General features: G+C 39.0%; 12 protein-coding genes and 3 pseudogenes. 6 read left to right on the top strand and 9 right to left on the bottom strand.

Annotated features, from left to right (window positions below; translation table 11 throughout):
- Window positions 1-146: 146 nt before the first annotated feature.
- Window positions 147-715: pseudogene (locus tag JCM17102_RS26275) on the top strand (nitroreductase family protein).
- Window positions 716-923: 208 nt separating this feature from the next.
- On the opposite strand, the pseudogene gcvP reads toward JCM17102_RS26275, so the two are convergent.
- From gcvP to JCM17102_RS04985, 4 genes and pseudogenes are all read right to left on the bottom strand, one after another.
- Window positions 924-3,712: pseudogene (gene gcvP, locus JCM17102_RS26270) on the bottom strand (aminomethyl-transferring glycine dehydrogenase).
- A 285-nt stretch (window positions 3,713-3,997) separates the two neighbouring features.
- Window positions 3,998-4,636, bottom strand: a complete 639-nt coding sequence (locus tag JCM17102_RS04995; RefSeq protein ID WP_025074238.1) for an MBL fold metallo-hydrolase — start codon at window positions 4,634-4,636, stop codon at window positions 3,998-4,000.
- Between the two features lie 21 nt (window positions 4,637-4,657).
- Window positions 4,658-5,278 (bottom strand): 16S rRNA (guanine(527)-N(7))-methyltransferase RsmG, encoded by a 621-nt coding sequence (rsmG, locus tag JCM17102_RS04990; RefSeq protein WP_025074237.1) that lies wholly within the window; start codon window positions 5,276-5,278, stop codon window positions 4,658-4,660.
- A gap of 38 nt (window positions 5,279-5,316) precedes the next feature.
- On the bottom strand, window positions 5,317-6,168 hold the full coding sequence (locus JCM17102_RS04985) for a DUF3298 and DUF4163 domain-containing protein (protein WP_025074236.1): 852 nt from the start codon (window positions 6,166-6,168) through the stop codon (window positions 5,317-5,319).
- Between the two features lie 213 nt (window positions 6,169-6,381).
- Here JCM17102_RS04985 and JCM17102_RS04980 point away from each other — a divergent pair, with 213 nt between their 5' ends.
- The 4 genes from JCM17102_RS04980 (at window position 6,382) to JCM17102_RS04965 (ending at window position 11,781) form a co-directional block, all read left to right on the top strand.
- Window positions 6,382-6,750, top strand: coding sequence for a hypothetical protein (locus JCM17102_RS04980; RefSeq protein WP_506256218.1), 369 nt, complete (start codon window positions 6,382-6,384; stop codon window positions 6,748-6,750).
- Between the two features lie 148 nt (window positions 6,751-6,898).
- Window positions 6,899-9,115, top strand: coding sequence for a TonB-dependent receptor (locus JCM17102_RS04975; RefSeq protein WP_025074234.1), 2,217 nt, complete (start codon window positions 6,899-6,901; stop codon window positions 9,113-9,115).
- Between the two features lie 36 nt (window positions 9,116-9,151).
- On the top strand, window positions 9,152-9,475 hold the full coding sequence (locus tag JCM17102_RS04970; RefSeq protein WP_025074233.1) for a heavy-metal-associated domain-containing protein: 324 nt from the start codon (window positions 9,152-9,154) through the stop codon (window positions 9,473-9,475).
- 98 nt (window positions 9,476-9,573) lie between these two features.
- Window positions 9,574-11,781 (top strand): heavy metal translocating P-type ATPase, encoded by a 2,208-nt coding sequence (locus JCM17102_RS04965; protein ID WP_051572782.1) that lies wholly within the window; start codon window positions 9,574-9,576, stop codon window positions 11,779-11,781.
- A gap of 119 nt (window positions 11,782-11,900) precedes the next feature.
- Here JCM17102_RS04965 and JCM17102_RS04960 read toward each other — a convergent pair whose 3' ends face one another.
- Window positions 11,901-12,740 (bottom strand): helix-turn-helix domain-containing protein, encoded by an 840-nt coding sequence (locus JCM17102_RS04960; protein ID WP_025074231.1) that lies wholly within the window; start codon window positions 12,738-12,740, stop codon window positions 11,901-11,903.
- Between the two features lie 67 nt (window positions 12,741-12,807).
- Here JCM17102_RS04960 and lipB point away from each other — a divergent pair, with 67 nt between their 5' ends.
- Window positions 12,808-13,470 carry a lipoyl(octanoyl) transferase LipB gene (gene lipB / locus JCM17102_RS22145; protein ID WP_033886550.1) on the top strand — a complete coding sequence of 221 codons (663 nt, stop codon included), beginning with the start codon at window positions 12,808-12,810 and terminating at the stop codon, window positions 13,468-13,470.
- On the opposite strand, the gene JCM17102_RS04950 is transcribed toward lipB, so the two are convergent.
- The 4 genes and pseudogenes from JCM17102_RS04950 to JCM17102_RS04935 all read right to left on the bottom strand — a co-directional run bounded on the left by JCM17102_RS04950 (window position 13,448) and on the right by JCM17102_RS04935 (window position 17,744).
- The gene (locus JCM17102_RS04950; RefSeq protein WP_025074230.1) at window positions 13,448-14,398 is read right to left on the bottom strand and encodes a PorV/PorQ family protein; all 951 of its coding nucleotides are present in this window, start codon (window positions 14,396-14,398) and stop codon (window positions 13,448-13,450) included. The genes lipB and JCM17102_RS04950 overlap by 23 nt on opposite strands.
- A gap of 6 nt (window positions 14,399-14,404) precedes the next feature.
- Window positions 14,405-15,088: an N-acetylmuramoyl-L-alanine amidase-like domain-containing protein gene (locus tag JCM17102_RS04945; protein WP_369897573.1), complete on the bottom strand. Its 684-nt coding sequence runs from the start codon at window positions 15,086-15,088 to the stop codon at window positions 14,405-14,407.
- A 148-nt stretch (window positions 15,089-15,236) separates the two neighbouring features.
- Window positions 15,237-17,230 (bottom strand): annotated as a pseudogene (locus JCM17102_RS26265) (OPT family oligopeptide transporter).
- A 94-nt stretch (window positions 17,231-17,324) separates the two neighbouring features.
- Window positions 17,325-17,744: a DUF1573 domain-containing protein gene (locus tag JCM17102_RS04935; RefSeq protein WP_025074228.1), complete on the bottom strand. Its 420-nt coding sequence runs from the start codon at window positions 17,742-17,744 to the stop codon at window positions 17,325-17,327.
- Window positions 17,745-17,816 lie beyond the last annotated feature (72 nt).

Below are 17,816 nucleotides of genomic sequence, written 5' to 3'. Positions count from 1 at the left end.
ACTGAATTAATTATTTAGGAAAAATCTGGTTTTGTATAATTGTATTGTCTAGATTATTCGTATGAAAATGGACTTGAACTAGATTGTAATGGAGCTGGAAGTATCTGGAAAAGTAAAAATAAATTATTCAGAAATGAGATAGAAGTATGAAGACAAATGAAGTTTTAGAAAATATTAAAGCGCGGCGTAGTGTGCGAGCTTATACAGATCAGCAAATATCTTACGAGAATTTGCAAACTATTTTGGAAGCAGCTACTTATGCTCCAAACGGAATGCATTATGAATCATGGCATTTCACTGCTATTCAGAACACCGATAAACTTACTGAATTGAATAACCGCATCAAAGGGGCATTTGTCAAAAGTGATGATCAACGTATGCAGGAACGTGGACATAATCAAAGCTATTGTTGTTATTATCATGCACCAACTTTAGTGATTGTATCTAACGAATCTATCAATGGTGGGCTGGTATGGATTGTGCTTGTGCTATTGAGAATATGTTTTTAGCCGCAACTTCCTTGGGTATTGGTTCTTGCTGGATTAATCAACTTGGAACAACTTGCGATGATCCGGAAGTACGGGAGTTTATTACCTCTTTAGGTGTTCCTGAAAATCATAAAGTATATGGTTGTGTTGCATTAGGATTTGCCGATCCGCAGATACCGAAGAAAGAAAAGACAGTAAAAGTCGGAACGGTGACGATTGTAAAATAAGAGATTCCTGCATTACTTCAATAACCCTAGGATGAATATTCATGAGCTTGGGGATCGGTCAATGTTATTCTGGAACTTATGTAAAGTGCACCTTATAAGTTTCTTTATCTACTTTTAAGGTGCACTTTATTAATTATAACAGAAAGTATCTATTTTAGAATCTTTTTAGGGGGACAGTTTTTTTGCTTCGTTGATAGATAGAGTAAATCTATTCGAATGTCTCGTAGCGTGTTGGTAATAACTTGCGGTCTCCCAGTGTATTATCTACCCGGCTACATTTACCCAAAATTTATTTTCACGTACGCTTTCAATCGGGTATGCTGCCTTTTCTCGTGAATAGCAGTGTTCCCAATGATCACTGACTACTTCATATTCCGGATGAGGAGCATTCACCAAAACATTGTCGTTTTTGTCTGTTTCGCCATTTTTCACTTCTTGGATTTCCTCCCAGATAGTAAGCATTACATTCACGAAATTATCCAGTTCAAAAAGACTCTCACTTTCTGTCGGTTCAATCATCAGTGTACCATGAACAGGGAAAGATAGGGTAGGTGCGTGATAACCGTAATCCATGAGGCGTTTGGCAATATCATTTTCTGATATTCCGGTTTCTTCGTGCAGTTTGCGACATTCCAGAATCATTTCATGACCTACGAAACCTTTAGCTCCTCGATATACTATTCCGTAAGTGTCTTTTAAACAAGCAGCCAGATAATTAGCATTCAAGATAGCTATCTTGGTAGCCTGAGTAAGACCTTGCGTTCCCATCATTCGAATATATCCATAAGTAATAGACAAAATACCTGCACTACCGAATGGAGCAGAAGATACCTGATTTTGAGAATTACCGAAAATGCTATGTCCAGGGAGGAAAGGAACTAAATGCTTAGCTACACAAATAGGACCTACCCCCGGACCTCCTCCACCGTGAGGTGAAGCAAATGTTTTGTGCAGATTTAAGTGACAAACGTCTGCACCGATAAATCCTGGATTTGTAAGTCCGACTTGTGCATTCATGTTTGCACCATCCATATAGACTTGTGCACCGCAGCTATGGATAATGTCACAGATTTCTTTTATTTCTGTTTCAAAGATACCATGTGTGGAGGGATAAGTAATCATCAGTGCAGCCAACTCGCCTTTGTTCTCTTCTGCTTTTGCACGAAGGTCATTCATGTCCACATTTCCATGTTCATCGCATGCACAGATAACAGTATCGAAACCTGCCTGAACAGCAGAAGCCGGATTTGTTCCATGAGCAGAAGCCGGAATTAATATTTTGTTACGATATCCCTGACCGATACTTTCGAGGTAGGTACGGATAACACGAAGGCCTGCATATTCTCCCGCAGCACCTGAATTAGGTTGTAAACTTACTCCTGCAAATCCAGTGATAATTTTTAAGTCATTACCAAGATTATTGATTAATTCACGATACCCTTCTGCCTGTTCTTCAGGAACCAACGGATGCATACTCATAAATTCCGGACAACTCAGAGGTAGCATTTCTGCTGCTGCATTCAGTTTCATTGTACACGATCCTAGTGAAATCATGGAGTGTGCGAGTGATATATCTTTCCGATCCAGACGTTTGATATATCGCATCATTTCTGTTTCTGTGTGATATTTACAGAATACCTCATGCGTCAGAAAAGATGATGAACGTTTTAGTGACTTGTCAATATTCCATTTCTCCGGTACTTCTTCTATTTTCTGATAGTCTTTTCCAGCAGCGATGGCAAAAATGGAAAGTAGTACATTGGTAGCAGCAATATCTGTAGTTTCATCAATGCTGAAGCCGACATTTCCGTTGTCATAGTAACGTAGATTGACTTCTTTGCTTAGTGCAATAGTACGTATCTGTTGAGCGGAAGTTTGTTCAGGGAGTTCGAAACGAAGAGTATCAAAATAGTTTGCATTGACTTGTGTATAACCAAATTTTTTCAGTTGTTTTTCGAGCAAAACAGCGATACTATGAATACGCGATGCAATCGTTCGGATACCCTCTTGTCCATGATAAACTGCATAGAAACCTGCCATCATAGCTAGTAATGCTTGTGCTGTGCAGATATTTGAGGTTGCCTTTTCTCGTTTAATATGCTGTTCGCGGGTTTGTAAAGCCATGCGGTAACAGAGTTTTCCGTATTTATCTTTGGACCATCCGATGATTCGTCCCGGCATATTTCGTTTATACTCGTTGCGTGTAGCAAAATAAGCAGCTGAAGGACCTCCATAGAACATCGGTGTTCCAAAACGTTGTGTGGTTCCAAATGCGATATCAGCTCCCCATTCTCCCGGAGGAGTCAATAAAGCAAGGCTGAGAATATCTGCTGCAACGGCAACTTTACATTCCGCAGCATGTGCTTTTTCAGTAAATGCAGCATAGTCTTCTACGTTTCCATTAGAATTGGGATATTGCAATATACAAGCGAAAACTTCTGGTGTCGGTTCGAATTCTTTATATTTTCCAATTCGTAACTCAATCCCTTGGGGAATGGCACGTGTGGTCATTACTGCCAATGTTTGTGGAAAGATGTTTTCATCGACAAAAACGACATTTGCACCTGCTTTTTGCTGTGCACGTGATCGTAAGGAATACATCATGGTAACAGCTTCGGCAGCAGCGGTTGCCTCGTCCAGTAACGAGCAGTTGGCTAGTGGCATGGCTGTGAGGTCACAGATTGCTGTCTGAAAATTCATCAGTGCTTCCAATCGTCCTTGTGATACTTCCGTTTGATAAGGAGTATAGGACGTGTACCATACAGGATTTTCAAATACATTTCGTTGGATAACGGCAGGAGTGATGGTATTATACCATCCCATACCGATATAGGTAGCATATAATTTATTTTTGTTTGCAAGCGCTGAAATGTGACGGCTGAACTCATATTCCGTAAGTGGAGGTGTCAATGCCAATGGTGTTTTTAGTCGGATATTGGCGGGAATTGTTTGATCAATTAATTCATCTAATGAATTTACGCCAATTTTACGGAGCATCACACTGATATCTTCTTCATTGATACCGATATGACGGCTTGCAAAAGTTGTTCCCCAGTTTTCTCCAACAAAGGAGAAGGGATTTCTGGATGTTTCAGTATTGTCCATACATGTATTAATTTAAAGTCTTATTTTGCGGGTGTTGACTAAAAAGTCTGAATACTCATTGTTTACATTCTCTGTAGATATTTATAGTAGGGAAGATAAGAGGTTCTATCTTTTTAGTCAGCTCCATGCTTTTTCATTTTCTGATTATTGCTATTATCAGGTAGCTTCAGAAGCAATTTACCTAAAAAAAGGATTCTCTGCTTTCTCCATACCGATAGTAGTAGGTGCGCCATGTCCCGGATAAACAACTGTTTCATTGGGAAGTACGAACAAACGGCTGCAAATATGCTCTATTAGTTCGTCAAAGTTTCCTCCTGTGAGGTCAGCACGACCGATACTTCCTTGGAATAATACGTCTCCTGAAAACATACAATTATCTTCTTTGCAATAATAAACCAAACTTCCTGGGGAATGACCTGGTACATGAATAGCTTCCAGTTTTGTATTTCCGAAAGTTATGATATCTCCGTCATGAAGGTATTTACCTAGTGGAACAGGCTCTTCCTGTAATTGGAAACCAAACATACGGCTTTGTTTGGGAGCTTCGTCAATCCAATACTCATCCGCTTTATTAGCTTCTGCCGACAGACCGAATTCTTTCAGCATAAACGGATTGCCGAAAATATGGTCCAAGTGTAGGTGAGTGTTTAGTAAATGCTTTACATTCAGATTATTAGTAAGGATAAAGTTCTTTAAAGTCTGTTTCTCTTCATCATAAAAGCAACCGGGGTCAATAACCACGGCTTCTTTAGTTTCGTCCCATATAACATAACAGTTTACAGGAAACATATTAAATTCAAATCTCTTTATTTTCATGGTTTTAATAATGATTTCTCTTTAAAGTGGGACATACACTACCTTTTTGGTTTTAAAGAATTCTTCTCCAAAATTGTCACTAAGGTTGCTCATCACAACTTTATGCTTGAATGGCATTGTTTCATGTTCTAGCTCGCCCCCTTTAAGACAGATTAATCCGTTGGGTAGAGCATTCTGCTGTTTGGGAGATATATTTTTTCTTATGATTTTTATTAAATCAGGCAAAGGCATAACGGCGCGGCTTACAACAAAATCAAACTCTTGTTTTTCCTCTTCGGCACGCGCATGACGGAAAGTGACATTCTTCAATCCAATAGCATTGGCTATTTCTGTTGCTACACGTACTTTTTTACCAATACTGTCTACCATATGAAATTTTACCTCAGGAAATAGAATTGCCAAAGGAATGCCAGGAAAACCTCCCCCCGTACCAAGATCCATGACACTAGTACCGGGATGGAATTGGATCACTTTGGCGATACCTAATGAATGGAGTACATGATGCTCGTATAAGTTCTCGATATCTTTGCGAGAGATCACATTGATTTTAGAATTCCAATCAATATAGAGGTCGTATAGAGCAGCAAACTGTTTGCACTGCTCTTTCGTGAGGTTCGGAAAATATTTAAGAATGATTTCCACTTTCTTGTTTTAAATTATAATTTATCAATTATGACTTTTTAGCTTTTCAAATCTCCCAGAATCGGATTGCTACCTAACAAGTGCTCCATCATGGAGAAAGGGATAGTTATTTTGACCGGTCCCATAGAGTACGGTGTGATATCATATATATTATAGTAGAAGGTAATGCCATCCTTACTCAAATAAAAGTTCTCTATAGGGGTAATGTCCCCTGTAGAAGCATATCCTAAGTCTTCTAGAGCTTCATGGGTCGTTACATTGTTTTCGGCCATTAATTGATTCCAAATCAGGTCAGTCAGCGCATCTTTGTAGTCCCCAACGAAAAGATCGTCCAAACGAAGTGGACGCATTAAGGTAAGGTCCATATTTAGATAAGTAGTCATGTACATGCCATGAGCCCCTCCAGTGTATTCGTTATAGTCAATGCGGTAAACGAGAAGGTCTTTCTCATAAAGTTGTACACGGCTTTCGAGACTTTTATAGAAAGAATACCATGATCCTATTGCCGATTCGTCATCTTTGTTTTTTTCACTTTCCAGATACATCGGTTCTTGATCATGAAGATATGTGTTGATATATTCGTCAGTATACTCTTTCACGATTTTCTTAGGTTGTTCTCCAATGTATTTATCACTGAAGAAAGTGGAAATGAAGTAGGAGTTGATACTATCTTTTAAAATCGGATCTGATGACTTAACAGCATAAGTGAAATTAACAACTATGTTACATGCAGGTTTAGCTGTATCATTAAAGAGATGTACAGTTTCGTTTACCTGAATACTATCGAATTTTAATGCTCCTGTATTTTTGTTCATCTTGTCATGACAAGAAAACAAAAAGCCGCTAGCCGAAAGGATAATCGCAAGCAGGCTGACATATTGTTTTTTCATACTCGTTTTTACTATAAATTCTATATTTGTTGTCTCTTTCCTTATCGACAAATATAAATGAATTTACCGAATCCGACGAATAAAAAAGGAAAAATATTAGGTATTTCGAACAGTATATCAATCTATCTCATTATTATTGTTAAAAATATAGGGCTCTCTGTTTTTATCTTTATCTTTGTCCCCATAATGAAAAAACTATCTTACATAATAGTAATGTTTCTTTCTCTTCTGATAATTTATTCAGGAGTAGGAGTGTCTATTATACATTATTGCTGTGTTCGTTGTGAGAGTGCGCAGAGTTGTATGGATGGTTGTTCTAAATGCCGGAAAATTCATTCTTGTGATTCAAAAAAAGATTGTAAGAAAGAAGGCTGTACAGCTACTATTTACAAGATTGATTTGATGAAGCACACTTCCGAGATGACAGTTTCTGCTCCGGTGATTGCATTATTTTATGGACAGATAAATGAATGGATGGCTTCGATATATATGGACTATTCGGAAGTCTATTCTTGTTTTTGTGATCCGCCACATGTCTGCTCTCGACAGAGGTTGGCACTACATTCTGTACTTATTATTTAGCTTACATCTTATATTTTTCCGACGTGGATTCTTGAATAGGGTCAGCGTTAATCTGCGTTTTTACTTTTGGTTAATTAGGCCAAGAGTAAAGTAATGCAACTTGGTTGCATTAGAAGTAATCTATTTTTGTATCTCGAAAATAAAATAAATGAAATATATAATATTAAGTTTATTCTCGCTGTTAGCATTTGATATCTGTGGGCAAGTGCGAGGAATAGTAAAAGATAATACTGGAGAACCGATTCTTGGAGCAAATATTTTTTGGTTGAATACAGGACAAGGTGTAACCACAAAAGAAGATGGTAGCTTTTCTATTCATAAACCAGCAAAAGAACATATGTTGGTAGTGAGTTTTATAGGCTTCCAGAATGATACAATTCATGTTAGTGATAAAAATGATGAGTTGGATATTGTACTTCAAGATGGAGTAGATTTAAATGAGATCAGTGTCGTTAGACGCAAGATGGGAACAATGAAGATACGTAATAGTGTTCTTAATGAAGATATCATAACTAGTGCGGAATTGAGCAGAGCAGCTTGTTGTAATCTGGGAGAAAGTTTTATAACGAATCCTTCGGTGGATGTTAGCTATTCGGACGCAGCGACAGGAGCAAAGCAAATAAAACTTTTAGGCTTGTCCGGTACCTACGTACAAATGCTTACAGAGAATATTCCGAACTATCGTGGAGCTGCTTCTCCTTATGGATTAGGATATGTTCCAGGGCCTTGGATGCAAAGTATACAGGTCTCAAAAGGAACCTCTTCCGTAAAAAATGGTTATGAAGCCATTACCGGGCAAATTAATGTAGAGTTTAAGAAACCGCAATTGCCGGAAGCTGATTGGGTATTTGCCAATCTTTTTGCGAGTTCTACCAACCGTTATGAAGCGAATGCAGATGCTACTTTGAAGATTTCCAAACGTTGGAGCACCTCTTTATTGGTACATTACGAGAATGAGACTAAAGCGCATGATGACAATAATGATGGTTTTGTAGATATTCCGCAAGTGGAACAATATAATATATGGAACCGTTGGGCATATATGGGTGATCATTACGTTTTTCAGGCAGGATTCAAGGCTTTGTCCGAAAGTCGAAACAGTGGACAAACTCATCATGAAAATATGTTAACTTCAGAATTATATAAAGTTGGTATTGATATGGATCGTTATGAACTTTTTACCAAAAATGCTTATATTTTTAATAAAGAGAAAAACACTAATTTAGCGTTGATCTTATCTGCTGCCTGGCATAATCAAGATGCATTATATGGAAAGAAACTTTATAATGTAGACCAGACTAATGTGTATACTTCATTAATGTTTGAGACGGAATTAAATAAGCAGAATAGTATTTCTGCAGGATTGAGTTTTAATTATGATGCATTTGACCAACATTACCGTTTGGAAAATGATGCAGAAGGGCTCTTGCGTAAAGCTTTTGATAAAGAAGCTGTGCCCGGAGCTTATGTGCAATATACACTAAATCTGAATGACCAGTGGATGTTTATGGCAGGTTTGCGTGGAGATTACAGTAGCGAGTATGGATTTTTTATGACTCCGCGTGCACACCTTAAATATAATCCGAATGAATATGTTCATTTTCGCTTTTCAGCCGGAAAAGGTTATCGGACAAATCATGTTTTAGCTGAAAACAATTACTTACTCTCTAGTAGTCGAAAAGTAACGATATTCCAAAATTTGGATATGGAGGAAGCATGGAACTATGGTGCCAGCGTAGCTACTTATATTCCAATCTTTGCAAAGACATTGAATGTCAATGCAGAATATTATTACACAAACTTTTTGAAACAAGTAATTGTGGACATGGATAGTAATCCGCATGAAGTCTCTTTTTATAATTTGGATGGGCGTTCCTATTCTCATGTATTCCAGATAGAAGCGAGCTATCCTTTTTTCAAAGGATTTACGCTGACTGGGGCTTATCGATTGACAGATGTACAAACTACCTATAAAGGTCAGCGGATGGAAAAGCCTCTGACGAGTAAGTATAAGGGGCTATTGACTGCTTCCTACCAGACTCCAATGGGAATTTGGCAATTTGATGCTACGCTTCAGCTTAATGGTAGTGGCAGAATGCCGTCCCCTTATGAATTGACGGATGGAAGACTGTCTTGGGAGCGCCGCTATGGTAGTTTCGAACAAGTGAGTGTACAGATAACCCGTTATTTTCGTCGCTGGTCTATCTATGTAGGAGGGGAGAACCTTACTAATTTTAAGCAGAAGAATCCTATAATAGATGGTTCGAATCCTTGGGGAGATAATTTCGATTCAACAATGATATGGGGACCTGTACATGGAGCAAAAGCTTATATCGGAGTACGATTTAACTTGGCAAGAAACTGATAATTATATAATATTTAGACGAATAAGAGAAAGACAATGAAAACAAAAAGATGGATGGCTACATGTATCGTAGCTTTTTTAGGTGTAACAGTCGTAATGGCAAAAGATATCCGTATAGCAGTATTCAAAGTTTCTCAGATGCACTGTGAAAATTGTGAACGGAAAGTGAGAAACAACATACGCTTCGAAAAAGGGGTAAAAGAGTTGACTACTGAACTGAAAACAAAAATGGTAACCATCACTTATGATGCTGAAAAGACGAATGTAAAGAACTTGCAGGCTGGGTTTAAGAAGTTCGAATATGAAGCGCAATTTGTAAAAGAAACAAAGAAGGAAGATAAGAAAGCAGATAAGAAGTAATCGAACAAAGACCCGTTTTTGCTTGTTTATAAATAAAAGAACAGCCTCTTCTCAACTCCTTTTTGGTGAAGGAAGGGAAGAGGTTAAATATAGATTGTATGGGTAATATAGTAAAGAAATCGTTCCCTGTGTTGAATATGCACTGTGCAGGGTGCGCTAATAATGTCGAAAAAACAGTCAAGAAACTGACCGGAGTTGTAGAAGCTTCGGTCAATTTTGCAACGAATACATTAACCGTATCCTATGAGAGTGATCAATTAACTCCCGGAGAAATTCGTGCTGCAGTGCTTGCTGCCGGATACGATTTAATTATTGAAGAAACACATAAAGAAGAACGTCAGGAAGAAGAACAGCATAAGCGTTATCTTCGTTTGAAACGAAAAGTTATTGGAGCTTGGATACTGGTTGTTCCATTGCTTTTGTTTTCTATGGTGCTGATGCATATGCCTTATTCAAGTGAGATTCAGTTAGTACTTACTATTCCGGTAATGATCCTTTTCGGAGGTTCTTTTTTCACCGGTGCATGGAAACAGGCAAAGTTAGGACGTAGTAACATGGATACACTAGTAGCACTGAGTACATCCATTGCTTTTTTATTCAGTGTATTCAATACATTTTTCCCCGAGTTCTGGTATGCTCGTGGATTGGAGCCGCATGTCTATTACGAAGCTTCTGCTGTAATTATCGCTTTTGTACTGACAGGAAAGCTGATGGAGGAACGCGCTAAAGGGAATACATCGACTGCTATTCGTAAACTAATGGGAATGCAGCCGAAGATTGCCCGCGTTTTAAGGAATGGAGTAGAAGAAGAAATTCTGATAGAACAATTGCAAGTCGGAGATCTGGTGGTTGTTCGTCCGGGAGAGCAGATTCCTGTAGACGGCCAGCTTTCTGAAGGTGATTCTTATGTAGACGAAAGCATGATTAGTGGTGAACCGGTTCCTGTGGAAAAGAAAAAAGGAGACAAGGTACTAGCCGGAACAATAAATCAACGTGGTTCATTTATTATTCGTGCTGCACAGGTCGGAACTGAAACTGTACTTGCACGCATCATCCGTATGGTGCAGGAAGCTCAGGGCAGTAAAGCCCCTGTACAACGTATTGTAGATCGTATTACGGGTATTTTTGTCCCTGTCGTACTAGCTATTGCTATTCTGACATTTATATTATGGATCGTGATTGGCGGTAGTGAATATATCTCCTATGGAATTCTTTCTGCCGTATCTGTACTTGTGATTGCTTGCCCTTGTGCTCTGGGACTTGCTACTCCTACTGCATTAATGGTTGGAATTGGTAAAGCTGCCAGCCAGCATATTCTTATAAAAGATGCGGTCGCTTTGGAGCAAATGAGAAAAGTGGATGTAGTCGTACTTGATAAAACAGGAACATTGACCGAAGGTCATCCTACTGCTACTGGATGGTTGTGGGCGCAACCACAGGAAATGCATTTCAAAGATGTATTGTTGGCAGCGGAAATGAAATCTGAACATCCACTTGCAGGTGCTATTGTAGCAGCTTTACAAGAAGAAAATATCAAGCCTGTCACTCTAGATAGTTTCGAAAGTATTACCGGAAAAGGAATAAAAGTTTCTTATGAAGGTTATACTTATTGGGTTGGAAGCCATAAATTACTGAAAGACTTCAATGCAATAGTAATAGATATCATGGCTGATATGTTGGTGCAATATGAGTCCGATGGTCAAGGTATTATTTATTTTGGTCGGGGAAGTGAATTATTGGCCATTATTGCTGTCTCAGATCCAGTGAAGGCGACTTCTGCGGAAGCTGTAAGGGAACTGAAGCGTCTGGGCATTGATATCTGTATGCTAACAGGTGACGGACAACGTACTGCGTTGGCTGTTTCTTCTCGTTTAGGTATTGAACGCTTTGTTGCTGATGCTTTGCCGGACGATAAAGCAGAGTTTGTTCGTGAACTACAATTACAAGGGAAAAAGGTAGCTATGGTTGGCGACGGAATTAATGACTCACAAGCATTGGCTTTGGCCGATGTCAGCATTGCGATGGGAAAAGGGACAGATATCGCAATGGATGTGGCAATGGTAACCTTGATGACATCCGATCTGTTGTTACTTCCTAAAGCTTTTGAATTATCAAAACAGACTGTAAGACTGATTCATCAGAATCTTTTCTGGGCATTTATTTATAATCTGATTGGTATTCCTATTGCTGCCGGAGTCTTATTTCCACTCAATGGTTTATTATTGAATCCAATGTTGGCAAGTGCTGCTATGGCATTTTCCAGTGTAAGTGTGGTACTCAATTCTCTAAGTCTGGGAAGAAAATAATAAAGGATATTTTTATCTTGTCCTGCTATTCTGAACGCAGCGAAGAATCTACTTTTGTATGGGTGAAAGAAGAGATCCTTCACTTCGTTCTGGATGACAGAATGATAAGGTAATCAGTTTTATCCATTTCTGAATTCTACAGGTGTCATTCCCACATATCGTCTGAAATATTTGCCAAAAAAGGTTGCACTGGGAAAGTTCAGAGAATACGCTATTTCCTGAATAGTCATATTGGTACCCTTTAATTTTGCTTTAGCATCCATGATAATGATATAAGCAATGGTGTCAAGCACACTTTTTCCTGTCACTTGTTTAACGGTGGTGCTAAGATGTTGGAGAGAAATGCCAAGTTGATCTGCATAAAATTGTGCACGACGTTCCTCCTTATAGTGCTCTGTTATTGATTGTATCAATTCTCGACAAATCTCTTTTTTGCGATTTGAACTGTCATTCTTTACAATTAGTTTTCGGTATATGAGTCTGACGCTTGTCAGAATTGCCTGAAGAGAAATTTCTGACAATTCTGGATCCATATCAAAAGAATCATCGCAACTGACATGAGATAATAGGGCGAAATATTCTTTTAAATATTTGGAAATATCTTCGGAGAGAGGAACTACAGGTAGTTCCAATAATTTTGGATAAGCATCTCCGATAGCTTTTATCAGATTAATGCGTCCGGCACAAGTCGAAGAGAATCCGGCAAAGCACAAACGTACCTTTTCAGTTTTTTCTTTAAATTGAATAATCGTTCCCGGAAGTAATGTGATCAGATCATTTGGACGAATCTCATAATCCAGCAAATTGATAGAGGCTTTCATGTATCCCTCGGTACAAATAGCCACAATACAGGCTTGCAATCGGCATGATTGCTTATAAATGTTAAGAATATCTTCAGTGACATCTGTCCAGGCTAGAACCTCAAGAGGTAAATCAACCTGAGGAAAATCCATTTTCATAAGGTCGGTTGTTTTATTTAGTTCGACAAATGTACACATTTTCTTTTTATTTTTTATCTTTGTTTTTATGAAAACATCTTTTGTATATTGGAACTTGATACCTTATGCCGATGCATGGCAGCGGCAAACGGAATGGTTTAATGCTCTCGTTCATGCGAAAGCACAGAGAGAACCATATGTAAACAGGATCATTATGTGTGAACATCCTCATGTCTATACGTTGGGGCGTAGCGGGAAAGAAAATAATATGTTGTTGAGTGACGAACAGCTCAAAGCCATTGGTGCATCCCTTTATCATATTGACAGGGGAGGAGATATTACTTATCATGGTCCGGGACAGTTAGTATGTTACCCGATTCTGAATCTGGAAGATTTTCAACTTGGATTAAAGGAGTATGTACATTTACTTGAAGAAGCTGTGATACGTGTCTGTGCTTCCTATGGTATCGAAGCGGGACGGCTGGAAAAAGCGACAGGAGTCTGGCTGGAAGGTGAAACATCTCGTGCCCGTAAGATTTGTGCGATAGGAGTACGCAGTAGTCATTTTGTCACTATGCATGGATTGGCTTTGAATGTGAATACGGATTTGCGTTATTTCAGTTATATCCACCCTTGTGGATTTATAGATAAAGGCGTTACTTCTCTTCGCCAGGAATTGAAACAGGATGTGTCAATGGACGAAGTGAAGCAACGTCTTGAGGATGAGCTTAGAAAACTACTCCTAAGCTAATTTGCCAAGTCTTATGCATGAAGTTGTCTTTATCAGCCAGTACATAAGAGAAGTCTGCGCGAATGGGCCAGAAGTTTATTCCACAACCTAAAGTACCATAGTTGCCTACTCCTTTGTCTTTATCTCCAAAATGATATCCGGCGCGGACTACTCCGTACTTCAGGAAATTGTACTCAGCTCCAACGCTAGCTTGAAGATGACGGTAATCGGAAGGGAGAAGATAATTGAGATCCAACGCTACTTGTAGGCGATTTTCCATACTGAATGGAAGATCAATGGCTCCTCCTAATCCTAATCGAGCGGGTAATTTTTGTCCATCGAGCTTTCTTCCCAAATTGGCCGCTTGAAATCCGATAGACCAGGATGCCATTTCATCCAGAATAGACATATTTCGATGATAGGTAGCTCCTAAGTCCAGACAAACAGTTCCTTTATTATCAGTATTTGGATAAGATTTTGTCTGCAAATATCTGAAAGTCAATGAAAGAGCAAGATTTTGTGTCATGCTTCTGAAATATCCTGCTTCCAGACTCCAGGCATGAGGATTAAAGTTTAAAATATCATTTTCTTTTTTGTCATTTACATAGGAACTCGGTTGTTTGTAATGACGAAAACCAAGTGTAAAACCATGTTTCCCTTCCCGACCGATCCGGTAGAATAGGGATGCGCTGTGTAGTGCATTATCCTTATTGATATCAGCGTATGAATAACTGGCACCCATGACGTCTTGTGAGAAAGCGATGGTGGAAGCATTATGAAAGATAGCCGTGCTTCCATTATCAGTGATAGCTAGTCCTGTGCCTGCCATACCTGCTGATTGAGCATCTGGAGTTAATTCCAAAAAAGTAGCGTTTGCTACTTCTTGTGCTCCTGATAGAGTCGGTAATAATAGGGAAAAAGCAAGAAGGAAATGTTTTACTCTTTTCATGATTGATTATTTTTTAGGGTGAGACATCCGGACAACACGTATTCCTGTCCATGATTCATAATTGTCAAGCATATGTTTGAGAGGCTCTTTGCTGATCACAACTTTTCCTAATGAAGAAGATGCGTGCAGTAGATGAAGATTGTCATCAATATAATATGCTATTCCAACATGAGCTATATCTAATCCAGGTAAACTGGTAGTGATTGCGATGATATCTCCATTCTCAATCCAGGGGAGCCCTGTGTTGGGAAGTTTATTCTTTGGCAATATATGTACTGTTTTTCCGGTCAATGCTTTTTCGCATTCAGCTATTCGTTTTACATTCTCCGGTGAATTTGCCAACTGTTTGTACAGTTCTGGATGAGTGGACATAAACGAAAGTGATAGTTTATTGATACATGAACTGTTTTCAGCGGTAATATCTTCCAAGTATCCATGGCGAACACCATTTTCAATCCAATCAGAAGTATAATGTAACCGGGAAGGATATCCGTTGATAATACCATCACGATACCGTATGTTCTGTAAGTTTTTGGTAATATCAGAACTCAGTGCCTGTGCTAATACATATTCAACGAATGTCAGGCAGTCTACTTTTTGAGGTTGGATGACAAGCTTTTCCTCCGGACTTTCATCCAGTGTATTAGCAACATATTTAGTACCCAGATAGGATTTTCCGATTCTTATCATTGGTTGCAAATAAGATAACTCCTTTTCCTTCTCAGTCAGCCTGTTAGTATTGGAGGCACCGTCGGGCCACAAAGGTAGCTCGACGGGCTGTTGTGCAAATGTTATTACACTCATAAATGACATTATGAAGAATAAAAATCTCTTCATGTTATTTTACTTTCATTGAAGCTTTAATGAAATAAAGGATTAACAGAGCATAGGCTCCTAATGCCAACACTTCTGACCAAGTATTGTTCAACCAAGTCTCATTTACCAGATTGACTCCACCAAAACGCATAGCAGCACTGACTACTCCCATCAGTGCACCACCCGCTATGAACCCGGAAGCCAACAGAGTTCCTTTTTCGCCTCTTTCTGTGTTTAATGCTGTGTCTCTACTACGAGAAGTAACATACCAGTTAATAGCTCCACCAACAACCAGAGGCACATTTAATTCTAAAGGAATAAACATACCCAATGCGAATGCTAATGCAGGAATTTTACAAAGAGTCAGAATAATTGCTAAAACGGCACCAATCCCGTAAAGCAACCAGGGTGCGCCTACACCACTCATTAGCGGTTCGATAACGGCTGCCATTGCATTTGCCTGGGGAGCTGCCAATGCGCCGCTAGTAAATCCATAAGTTTTGTTCAGGATAATCATTACACCACCTACCGTTGCAGCAGATACAATTGTTCCAAGGAATTTCCAGGTTTCCTGCTTGGCAGGTGTACTTCCTAACCAATAACCTATTTTTAAATCGGTAATAAAACCTCCTGCCATAGATAATGCAGTACAAACTACACCACCCATTACAAGGGAAGCCACCATTCCAGAAGGACCTTTTAATCCTACCGATACCATCACAACAGAAGCTAAAATTAGTGTCATTAATGTCATTCCTGATACTGGATTTGTTCCAACAATAGCAATTGCATTTGCTGCAACTGTTGTGAATAGGAAAGAAATACCAGCTACCAGAACAATAGCTACTAATGTATGTACCAAATTGCCTTGCATCACATCGAAATAGAAGAATAATACAACTAAGATCAATGTTATGATAGAGCCGATAGCAATAATCTTCATTGAAAGGTCACGTTGTGTACGGACAATGCTTTTTTCTACATTACCTTTGCCACCCATCTCTTTAGCAGCGAGTCCAACGGCACTTTTAATAATTCCCCATGAACGAATAATACCTATGACACCTGCCATGGCGATACCACCGATACCAATACTTTTTGCATAATATTTGAAGATCTCTTCCGGGCTCATCATCCTACTGTAGAAGTAATGTCCGGATTCCATGCATTCAGCACACTATCGCCCCAGATAGCAGACATTCCGGGAATAATGATCCACCATACAGCCAGTGAACCAGCACAGATGATAGAAGCGTACTTCAATCCGACAATGTATCCCAGACCAAGTACAGCTGCTCCTGTATTCACTTTGAAGACAAACTTTGCTTTCTCTGCCAGCATTTCTCCAAAACCACAAACACGAGTTGTGAAATTCTCGTTCCACCAACCGAATGTTGCTACTATAAAGTCATACAAACCACCGATCAATCCCGCTATCAATAAAGGTTTTGCTTGGCTACCCTCTTTCTCACCGGACACCAATACTTGTGTAGTGGCTGTGGCTTCCGGAAAGGGATACTTACCATGCATATCGCTAACGAAGTATTTCCGAAACGGAATTAAGAAAAGAATACCTAATACACCGCCTAACAATGAACTGATAAACACTTGCATGAAGGTAACAGTCATTTCAGGATATTTAGCCTGAAGAATATAGAGAGCGGGAAGGGTAAAGATAGCTCCGGCAACAATAACTCCGGAGCAAGCTCCAATTGACTGGATGATTACATTTTCTCCTAACGCATTTTTTCTTTTTGCAGCACCGGAGACACCCACAGCAATAATAGCGATAGGGATAGCAGCCTCAAATACTTGCCCTACTTTCAGCCCCAGATAGGCTGCTGCTGCGGAGAAAAGAATAGCCATGGCAATACCCCAAGAGACTGACCAGAAAGTAACTTCCGGATAATTTTTAGAGGGACTCATTAGCGGGTTATATACTTCTCCCGGTTTTAATTCTCTGAACGCATTCTCGGGTAACCCAGTGAATTTGTCTTCTTCTTGATGTTCTTTCATATTATTTTTTAGTAGTTTATGTTTCCAGACTTCAAAGTAAACAAAAAAAAAGGAGAATCAAAAGATTCTCCTTTTCCTTCTTGTCTATTTTTTCTTATTTGGCGTCTTTATCATCTTTATCTTTGGCTTCCATTTCACCAGTGATGTAAATCCGTACCATTTCGGTTTTTGCATTGGTACGTAAAGTGATGGATTTCTTGAAGTGTCCCGGATATTTACCTGCTCCGTTATAAGTCACTTTGATAATACCTGACTTACCTGGCAAAATTGGCTCTTGAGTGTATTCCGGTACTGTACATCCGCAAGAAGCTACTGCCTGATGAATCACTAAAGGAGCATCACCTATATTAGTAAATTTGAATTCACAACTTACTACAGGTTGTTTCTCAGAAAATTTTCCGAAGTCGTGTGTTGTCTTATCAAACTTAATGGCAGCACCTCCATCCGCTTCTTCAGCAAATGCTAAACTAACTCCCATCACTAATAAAGTCACTAAAAAAAGTATTTTTTTCATTTTTCCTTCTTTTTGATTACAAGCGACAAAGATAATATTTTTTCTCTAAAATATATTTTCTGTTATGAGAAA

Source organism: Bacteroides faecichinchillae JCM 17102 (assembly GCF_000614145.1).
GTDB classification, from domain to species: domain Bacteria; phylum Bacteroidota; class Bacteroidia; order Bacteroidales; family Bacteroidaceae; genus Bacteroides; species Bacteroides faecichinchillae.
This window is presented reverse-complemented; position numbering and strand designations above follow the sequence as displayed.